Source organism: Methylobacterium sp. EM32, from assembly GCF_040593685.1.
GTDB lineage: Bacteria > Pseudomonadota > Alphaproteobacteria > Rhizobiales > Beijerinckiaceae > Methylobacterium.
This window is the reverse complement of record NZ_JBEXZS010000231.1, coordinates 1-1174: the sequence shown is the minus strand read 5'-3', so window position 1 is coordinate 1174 and position 1174 is coordinate 1. Positions and strand designations below refer to the sequence as shown.

The following is a 1174-nucleotide window of genomic DNA, read 5'->3' as shown; positions in this document are numbered from 1 at the left end:
GGCAGGGTGATCGCATATGAATTTTGCCGTCTGGCTTTGCCGTGAAGCAGCCAGACGGCGTTGACGCCTCCTGAGATGCAGGAGGCCTATCATGTCAGGATTTCAGGCGTTTTTCGCCGCGCTTCCGGATCCGCGGGCTGCCAACGTCCGGCATCGGCTGGACGAGATCCTGCTGGTAGCGCTGATCGCCACCCTGTGCGGCGCCCAGACCTGCGTCGACATCGCCACCTTCGCCCGTGCCAAGCTCCCGCTGCTGCGCCGCTTCATGCGCCTGGCCCATGGGGCGCCCAGCCACGATACCTTCAGCCGCGTGTTCCAGGCCCTCGACCCCGAGGCCTTCGAAGACGCCTTCCACCGCTTCATGGCCGCCTTCGCTCACGCGCGGGACAACGCGCGCGCCGCCGCGCCGAACAGCCCCCGTATCATCGCTCTCGACGGCAAATCCGTGCGTCGGGCGGTCGAGGCCGCCCATCCCACCACGCCGCTCCACCTCGTGACCGCCTGGGCCACCGAGCAGCGCCTCGTCCTGGCCCAGCGCCACGCCCGCAATCGCAGCGAGGTCAGCGCCGCGCGAGAAATACTGGCTCTGCTCGACCTGCGCGGAACCTGCGTCACGGCCGACGCCCTGCACGGGAGCCGCGCCACCGCCTCCGCCATCCTAGAAGGCGGAGGTGACTACGCGTTGATCCTCAAGGGCAATCGCGGTCCCCTGCATGACGCGGCCCGGGACCGCCTGGCCAACCTCGACCCTCGGAAGGCTGCCCGCACGATCGAGACCGAGCATGGCCGATACGAGGAGCGGTGCGCCTGGGTCTGCGAGGTGCCGGGCTGGGCCGAGAAGTACGACTTTCCCGGGCTGCGCGCCGTAGCCCGCATCGATGGTCTGCGCCGCAGCACGGATGCGCCCGACACAGCGACGGGCTGTCAGATCCGCTACGTGGCGCTCTCTCGCGTTCTCGCTCCGGCTGAAGCCCTGCGGGTCGTACGGTCTTACTGGTCGATTGAGAACGACCAGCATTGGCTCCTCGACGTCGCCTTCCATGAAGACGACATCCTCACTCGCAATGAGAACGCCGCGCGCAACATCGCCCTGATCCGACGCATGGCTCTCAATAACCTGCGTCGTGATCCGACCAAGGCCTCGCTCCACACCAAAATGCAGATGGCTGGCTGG

Annotated in this window: 1 protein-coding gene; it reads left to right on the top strand. The window is 67.3% G+C overall.

Annotation, left to right across the window (positions count from 1 at the left end):
- Nucleotides 1-91 precede the first annotated feature (91 nt).
- Nucleotides 92-1174 (top strand): ISAs1 family transposase (locus tag ABZT49_RS29095; protein ID WP_355291352.1); only part of this gene is annotated, 1083 nt, incomplete at its 3' end.